The 7,212-nt window shown below is 72.3% G+C and carries 7 protein-coding genes; 2 read left to right on the forward strand and 5 right to left on the reverse strand.

Going from position 1 to position 7,212, the window contains the following annotated elements; all coding sequences use genetic code 11:
* Window positions 1–14: 14 nt before the first annotated feature.
* Entirely contained in the window at window positions 15–1,478 is a 1,464-nt protein-coding gene (locus ACOJTC_RS16675; protein ID WP_420117572.1) for an MFS transporter, read from the reverse strand.
* A 108-nt stretch (window positions 1,479–1,586) separates the two neighbouring features.
* Between ACOJTC_RS16675 and ACOJTC_RS16680 the strand changes: the two genes are divergently transcribed.
* Together ACOJTC_RS16680 and ACOJTC_RS16685 are read left to right on the forward strand one after the other, a co-directional pair.
* The gene (locus ACOJTC_RS16680) at window positions 1,587–2,246 is read left to right on the forward strand and encodes an HNH endonuclease family protein (protein WP_088643797.1); all 660 of its coding nucleotides are present in this window, start codon (window positions 1,587–1,589) and stop codon (window positions 2,244–2,246) included.
* Entirely contained in the window at window positions 2,228–2,674 is a 447-nt protein-coding gene (locus ACOJTC_RS16685) for a hypothetical protein (RefSeq protein WP_420117573.1), read from the forward strand. The genes ACOJTC_RS16680 and ACOJTC_RS16685 overlap by 19 nt, the downstream gene beginning before the upstream one ends.
* A 68-nt stretch (window positions 2,675–2,742) precedes the next feature.
* On the opposite strand, the gene ACOJTC_RS16690 is transcribed toward ACOJTC_RS16685, so the two are convergent.
* The 4 genes from ACOJTC_RS16690 to ACOJTC_RS16705 form a co-directional block, all read right to left on the reverse strand.
* Entirely contained in the window at window positions 2,743–3,819 is a 1,077-nt protein-coding gene (locus tag ACOJTC_RS16690) for an ABC transporter ATP-binding protein (RefSeq protein ID WP_357932805.1), read from the reverse strand.
* A 77-nt stretch (window positions 3,820–3,896) separates the two neighbouring features.
* The gene (locus ACOJTC_RS16695) at window positions 3,897–4,883 is read right to left on the reverse strand and encodes an ABC transporter ATP-binding protein (RefSeq protein ID WP_420117574.1); all 987 of its coding nucleotides are present in this window, start codon (window positions 4,881–4,883) and stop codon (window positions 3,897–3,899) included.
* Between the two features lie 106 nt (window positions 4,884–4,989).
* Window positions 4,990–6,096 (reverse strand): ABC transporter permease, encoded by a 1,107-nt coding sequence (locus tag ACOJTC_RS16700; RefSeq protein ID WP_420117575.1) that lies wholly within the window; start codon window positions 6,094–6,096, stop codon window positions 4,990–4,992.
* Entirely contained in the window at window positions 6,093–7,100 is a 1,008-nt protein-coding gene (locus ACOJTC_RS16705; RefSeq protein WP_088643793.1) for an ABC transporter permease, read from the reverse strand. The genes ACOJTC_RS16700 and ACOJTC_RS16705 overlap by 4 nt, the downstream gene beginning before the upstream one ends.
* Window positions 7,101–7,212 lie beyond the last annotated feature (112 nt).

Raw genomic sequence — 7,212 nt, forward strand, 5'->3', positions numbered from 1 at the left:
GTTCGGCAGAGCCGCTACCCGCCCGTGGCCGGGCGCGCGGCCCGGTCCGACGCACCGTCGGCAGACGCCGGACGGTGCACCAGCAGGGCGGCCAGCAGCGCGCCGGCGAGCAACAACCCGGCGCACCAGGTCATCGCACCCCGGAACGCGTCGGTGAGCGCGCCGGCCTGCTCGTAGCCGGTGCCGGACAGACCCACCAGCAGCGGCAGCGCGGCCACCGCGAGCAGGCCGCCGGTGCGCGACGCGGCGTTGTTGAAGCCGCTGGCCACCCCGGCGAACCGGTCCGCCACGGCGGCCAGCACCGACGCGGTCAGCGGGGCCACCACCAGGGTCAGCCCGACCCCGAACAGCAGCACCCCGGGCAGCACGTCCCACCAGTACGACGCACCCGGCCCGACCCGGCGCAACAGCAGCAGGCCGGCGGCGGCGGCGATCGGGCCGACGGTCAGCAGCGGCCGGGGGCCGATCCGCGCCGACAGCGCCCCGGCCCGCGCCGAACCGAGCAGCAACAGCACGGTCATCGGCACGGTGGCCAGCCCGGTCCGCAGCGCCGACCAGCCGACGACGTTCTGGAGGTAGACGGAGAGGAAGAAGGTGAACCCGCTCAACGCGGCGTAGACCAGCACGGTGAACACGTTCAGCACCGAGAAGAGCCGGCTGCCGAACAGCGTGGTGGGCAGCATCGCCCCCTCGCCCCGGTGCCGTTCGAGCAGCACGAAGCAGACCGCGGCGAGGACGCCCACCACGGCGGCGAGCAGCACCGGCCAGGAGCGCGGGCCGCGTACCGGGGCGTCGATCAGGGCGTAGGTGAGCCCACCCAGGGCCAACGCGCCGAGCAGCGCCCCGGCGATGTCGAACCGCCGGCCGGCGGTGCGGGAGGCGTTCTCGTCCCGGCTCTCGGGCACCCAGCGCACCGCCGCCAGCAGCACCCCGGCCGCGAGCGGCAGGTTGATGAAGAAGATCCACCGCCAGGAGAGCGCGTCGATCAGCCACCCGCCGACGAACGGGCCGAGCGCGGTGGACACCCCGGACAGCCCGGACCAGGTACCGATCGCCCGACCCCGGTCGTCCGGGTGGAAGCTCGCCTGGAGCACCGACAGCGACCCGGGGGTGAGCAGCGCCCCGCCCGCACCCTGGAGGAACCGGGCGGCGATCAGCTGGTTGGTGTCCTGGGCGAGCCCGCACAGGACGGAGGCGACCGCGAACCAGACCACCCCGATCAGGAAGATCCGCCGCCTGCCGAACCGGTCCCCCAGCGACCCACCGAGCAGGACGAACGCGGCCAGCATCAGCGCGTATCCGTTGACCGTCCACTGCAGACCCGCGACGGTCGCGTCGAGGTCGGCGCCCAGCCGGGGAAGCGCCACGTTGACCACGGTGCTGTCCAGGAACACCATGCCCGAGGCGAGGATCGCGGCGAGCAGCGTTCCCCGCCCGGCCGTGGTACGGATACGGAGCGCGTGAGCGGGTGCGGTCATGGGTACCAATCTGCACGCCCTCGACCGGAGACGCCACGAAACACGGAAACCGTGCCTTGGGTACTGTGCGGGATCGCCGGAAGCCCGCAAGCTGGAAAGGTGTCGTCTGTGCGTACCAGATCAGGAGGCCGCGCGGCGGTGGCGGCGGCCCTTGCCGCGCTGCTCGCCCTCGGCGCGGGTGGGTGTGACGTCTCGGTGGAGGAGCCGGAGGCGCCACCGGGCAGCTCCGGCAACGTCGGTGAGCAGCTCTCGGAGCTGACCGTCGCCGAGGCCGGCTCGATGAAGGGCTACAGCCGCAACCGGTTCCCGCACTGGCGGGACACCGGCAAGAACTGCGACGTGCGGGACAGCGTGCTCCAGCGCGACGGCAAGGACATCCGCCTCTCCGGCTGCAACGTGGTCGGCGGGCGGTGGGAGAGCGTCTACGACGGGCGGACCTTCACCGACCCCTCCGACGTGGACATCGACCACATGGTGCCGCTGGCCAACGCGTGGCGTTCCGGGGCCGACGAGTGGGACGACGCCAAGCGCGGCGACTTCGCCAACGACCTGACCCGACCGCAGCTCTTCGCGGTCTCCGCCAGCTCCAACCGGTCCAAGGGTGACCAGGACCCGTCGCAGTGGAAACCGCCGAACCGCGCCTACTGGTGCACGTACGCGGAACACTGGGTAGAGGTCAAGCACCACTGGAAGTTGACGGTGACCAGCGCCGAGAAGGCCGCCATCACCGACATGTTGGGGGGCTGCACATGGGCGAGCAAGCGCTGACACCGCCGGCCGGTGCCGACGCCGGGACCGACCCGGCCGCCACACCGGCGACGGCAGCCGACGTGGCACCGGAGGGCACGGGGGCGGCCACCGCCGGGATGACCGCCGACGGACAGCCCGCCGCCCCGGCCGGGGTGCCGGGCGCGGGGATGACCGCCGACGCGGGCGGCAGCGGCGGGCCCCGCGAGCTGACCGCCGACCTGGTCGCCGGCCCCGGCGGGGTGATGACCGACGAGGTGGGCGTGGTGACCGGTGAGCTGACCCTGAAGTCCCGGTACGCCGACGGCCAGGCCACGCTCACCGTGCAGTACAAGGACGCCGACGAGTGGTACGCGGTGACCGGCGGGACGGCCAGGCTCGCCGACCCGGCCGATCTCGACGCCGTGCACACCGTCGCGCTCGCCCTGCTGCACCGCCCCGAGGGCTGACCCGCCCGCCGCCGCACCCACGGACAGGGCCCCCTTCCCGTCGCCGGGAAGGGGGCCCTGTCACCTGCTCACGGGGTGGGGATCAGCTCACCGGGGTCGCCCGGCGTCCCGCCCTCGTCCGGCCGGACCAGCTCGGGTTCCACCTCGTGCGGGCGCAGCCGCCCGGCGGCGATCTCCTCGGCGAAGTGGCAGGCGACCCGGTGGCCGCCGACGACCTCGCGCAGCGCCGGCCGCTCGTCGGCGCAGCGGGTCGGCTGCGCCCACGGGCACCGGGTGTGGAACCGGCAGCCGGCCGGCGGGTTGGTGGGCGACGGCAGGTCACCGGCGAGCAGGATCCGCTCCCGCCGGTCCTCGACCAGCGGGTCCGGCACCGGCACCGCCGACATCAACGCCTTCGTGTACGGGTGCATCGGCTCCCGGTAGAGGTCGTCGCTGGACGCCTCCTCCACCAGCCCGCCCAGGTACATCACCCCGACCGTGTCGGCGATGTGCCGGACCACCGCCAGGTCGTGCGCGATGATCAGGTACGTCAGCCCGCGCTCGTTCTGGAGATCCTCCAGCAGGTTGAGCACCTGGGCCTGGATCGACACGTCGAGGGCGGAGACCGGCTCGTCGGCGACGATCAGGTCCGGGTCGAGCACCAGGGCACGGGCGATGCCGATGCGCTGGCGCTGCCCGCCGGAGAACTCGTGCGGATACCTGCTCAACGCCGAGGCGGGCAGACCCACCGCCTTCAGGGTGTCCCGCAACCGCCGGCTCGTCGCCTCCTTGTCGTCGGCCAGGCCGTGCGCCTTGAGCCCCTCCACCAGCAGCGACTCCACCGACTGCCGGGGGTCCAGGCTGGAGAGCGGGTCCTGGAAGATCATCTGCATCCGACGGCGGGCCTTACGCATCGACTCGCCCTTGAGCGCGCGCACGTCGGTGCCGTCGAAGACGATCTCACCGTCGGTCGGCTCGACCAGCCGCAGCAGGCCCCGGCCGAGCGTCGACTTGCCGCACCCCGACTCGCCCACCAGCCCGTACGTCTCACCCGCGTTGATCGACAGGGAGACGCCGTCGACCGCGTAGACGTAGCCGACGGTACGGTCGAAGAGCAGCCCGCTCTTGATCGGGAAGTGCACCTTGACGTCGCGCAACTCGATCAGGGGCCGCCCCTGCTCCGCCGTCGCCCCCGCCCCGGCCTGCCCGGTCGCGGCACCATCCGTGGTTCCGGTCCGTTCGGTCACGGCACCGCCACCTCCTCCGAAACGGGGTTGTTGCACCGCAGGTCGCCGCCGGAGGCGGTGGGCTCCAACGGTGGCGGGCCGTCCAGGCAGGCGTCCACCACGTTGTCGCACCGGGGCGCGAAGGCGCAGCCCTCGACCCAGGGGATGTTGTCGGCCACCGAGCCACGGATCGCGTGCAGCCGCTCGCCCCGCACCGAGTCGAGCCGGGGCACCGAGCTGAGCAAACCGTGCGTGTACGGGTGCCGGGGCCGGGCGAACAGCTCGTGCCGGGCGGCCCGCTCCACCACCTTGCCGCCGTAGAGCACGTTGACCGTGTCGCAGAGCCCCGCCACCACCCCGAGATCGTGAGTGATCATGATGAGCGCGGTGCCGGTCTCGTCGACCAGTTGCTTGAGCAGGGTGAGGATCTGCGCCTGGATGGTGACGTCCAGCGCGGTGGTCGGCTCGTCCGCGATCAGCAACCGGGGCTTGCAGGCCAGCGCGATGGCGATCAGGGCACGCTGGCGCATACCCCCGGAGATCTGGTGCGGGAACTCCGTCAGCCGACGGTCCGGGTCGGGGATGCCGACCGCGTCGAGCAGCTCCCGTGCCTCCCGCAGCGCCTTGCGGCGGTCCATCCCCCGGTGCCGCTCCAGCACCTCGGCGACCTGCACCCCGATCGGGATGACCGGGTTCAGCGACGACAGCGGGTCCTGGAAGATCATGCCGATGTCCCGGCCCCGCCGGTCCCGCAGGTCGTCCGGGCGCAGCTTGAGCAGGTCGGTGCCCTCGAACAGCACCTCGCCGGTGACCCGGTTGCCCCGCTTCGGCAGCAGCCCCATGATGGCCAGGCTGGTCACGCTCTTGCCGCAGCCGGACTCGCCGACCAGGCCGACCGTCTGCCCCGGCTCCACCGTGAAGCTGACCTGGTCGACCGCCGTGAACGGCCGCTCGCCCCGGCGCTGGAACACCACGCTCAGATCGCGTACGTCGAGCAGGCTCATCGGGTCACATCCTCACTGTGCTGGTCGTTCGCTCCCGGCTGCGGTCGCCGGTCCACCCGGCTCCCGCCCGGCCCGGGGCCGGTCGCGCCGGCCCGCCGCACGGCCGTCACCGCCGGTTCTTCGGGTCGATCGCCTCGCGCATCGCCTCACCGAGGAGGGTGAAGCCGAGCGCGACCACGATGATCGCGAGCGCCGGATAGTAGGCCAGCTCGGGGCGGACCTCGAAGTAGCGCTGGCCGTCGACGCCGAGCATCAGCCCCCACTCGGCCCGGTTGATGTCCGGGTCGCCGAGGCCGAGGAAGGACAGCGCCGCCGCGTCGAGGATCGACACCGCGAAGGTCAGCGTGGCCTGCACGATCACCGCGGTCAGCGAGTTGGGCAGCATGTGCCGTAGGACGATGTTGCGTTCCTTGACGCCCAACGCCCGCGCGGCGAGGACGTGGTCGCTCTCCCGCTGGGCCAGCATCGAGCCGCGCAGCAGCCGGGCGAAGATCGGCACGCTGACGATCGCCACCGCGAAGATCACCGTCCACTGGCTCGACCGGCTGGCCATCGCGACCAGGGTGATCGCCAGCAGCAGGCTGGGCAGCGCCAGCATCACGTCGGTGAGGCGCATCAGCACCACGTCGACCCAGCCGCCGAAGGCCCCGGCGATCGCGCCGAGCAGCACGCCCAGGGTGAGCCCGATCAGGGTGGCGAGTACACCGACGAAGAGGGTCTGCCGGCTGCCGTGGATCATCCGGGAGAGGAAGTCCCGGCCGAGCGGGTCCGAACCGAACGGGTGCCCGGCGGTGGCCCCGGGGATGCTGTCCACGGTCAGGTCCCGGGTCAGCTCGTCGAAGCGCTGCACCGGGTCGTGCGGGGCGATCAACGGGGCGAAGAGCGCCACCAGCACGAACAACCCGACGATGACGGCGCCGACGATGGCCACCGGGTTACGGCGCAGCCGGCGCAGCGCGTCCCGGTAGAGGCTGACGCCGCCCGGGTCGGCGGTGGCCCGCGCCAACTCGTCGAGCCGGGCCCGCTTGCGGTCGCCGAGCCGGCCGATGCTGCGTTCCCGCCGCTGCGCCGGGCTCTCGGCGGGCCGGCCGGTCGGGTTCTCACCGGGCTGACCGGCCTGGCCGTCGGCGGCCGGGCCCTCGGCGGGCTGGTCGGTGGGGGTGTCGCCGGTGCGGGGCTTGCCCACGCCGGGGCGGGTGGTCGGGTCGGTCATCGCACACGCACCCTCGGGTCGATGAAGGCGTAGGAGAGGTCGACCAGCAGGTTGACCAGCACGAAGACCAGCGCGGCGAGCAGGATGATCGCCTGGAGCACCGGGTAGTCCCGGCCGCCGCTGATCGAGTCGGTGATCAGGGTGCCGAGCCCGCCCCAGTTGTAGACCTTCTCGGTGAGCACCGCGCCGGAGAGCAGCGCGCCCGTCTGCAGGCCGATGGTGGTGACCACCGGCAGCAGTGCGTTGCGCAGGATGTGCCGGCCCCGGATGGTGCGGTGCCGCAGGCCCTTCGCCTCGGCGGTCCGTACGTAGTCCTCGTTGAGCACGTCGAGCACGCTGGCCCGGGTGATCCGGACGATCACCGCCAGCGGGATGGTGGCCAGCGTGACCGCCGGCAGGATCAGGTGCCAGAGCGCGTCGGCGCTGGCGTCGAACTCGCGGGTGAGCAGGCCGTCCAGGACGTAGAACCCGGTCACCGAGGTGTTGTCCATCCCGGTGCTGATCCGACCGGACGGCGGGAACCAGTGGATGTCCTGGGTGAGCACGTCCTTGAGCAGGTAGCCCAGGAAGAAGATGGGGATCGAGATGCCGAGCAGGGTGCCGGCGATCGTCAGGTTGTCGAGGAGTCGGCCCCGGTAGCGGGCGGCGAGATAGCCCAGCGGCACCCCCAGCCCCACCGCGATGATCATGGCGGCGATGGCCAGTTCGATGGTGGCCGGGAAGGCGCGGGCGATGACGTCGGTGACCGGGTCACCGGTCCGGATCGAGTTGCCCAGGTCCCCGGTGAGGACCCGCTGCATGAACTTGCCGTACTGCACGAGGATCGGCTGGTCGTAGCCGAGCGCCTTGATCAGCAGCGCCCGTCGTTCCGGGGTGGCCCGCTCGCCGAGCAGCGCCTCGACCGGGCCGCCGGGCAGGTTCCGCAACCAGACGAAGATCAGCGCGGACAGCGCTATCAGCGTCACCACCAGTTGGAGCAGGCGGCGGACTATGACTCGCAACATCTCTCACACACCAGACTCTCGATGTTCGCGGCATCGGCCCGGGCCGGCACATTCTACCGACCCCGGCCCATGCACCCCAACGGCGGCAGCCCACGGACGTCACATGCTGACG

This window comes from Micromonospora sp. (assembly GCF_048594385.1).
Taxonomy (GTDB): Bacteria; Actinomycetota; Actinomycetes; order Mycobacteriales; family Micromonosporaceae; genus Micromonospora; species Micromonospora wenchangensis.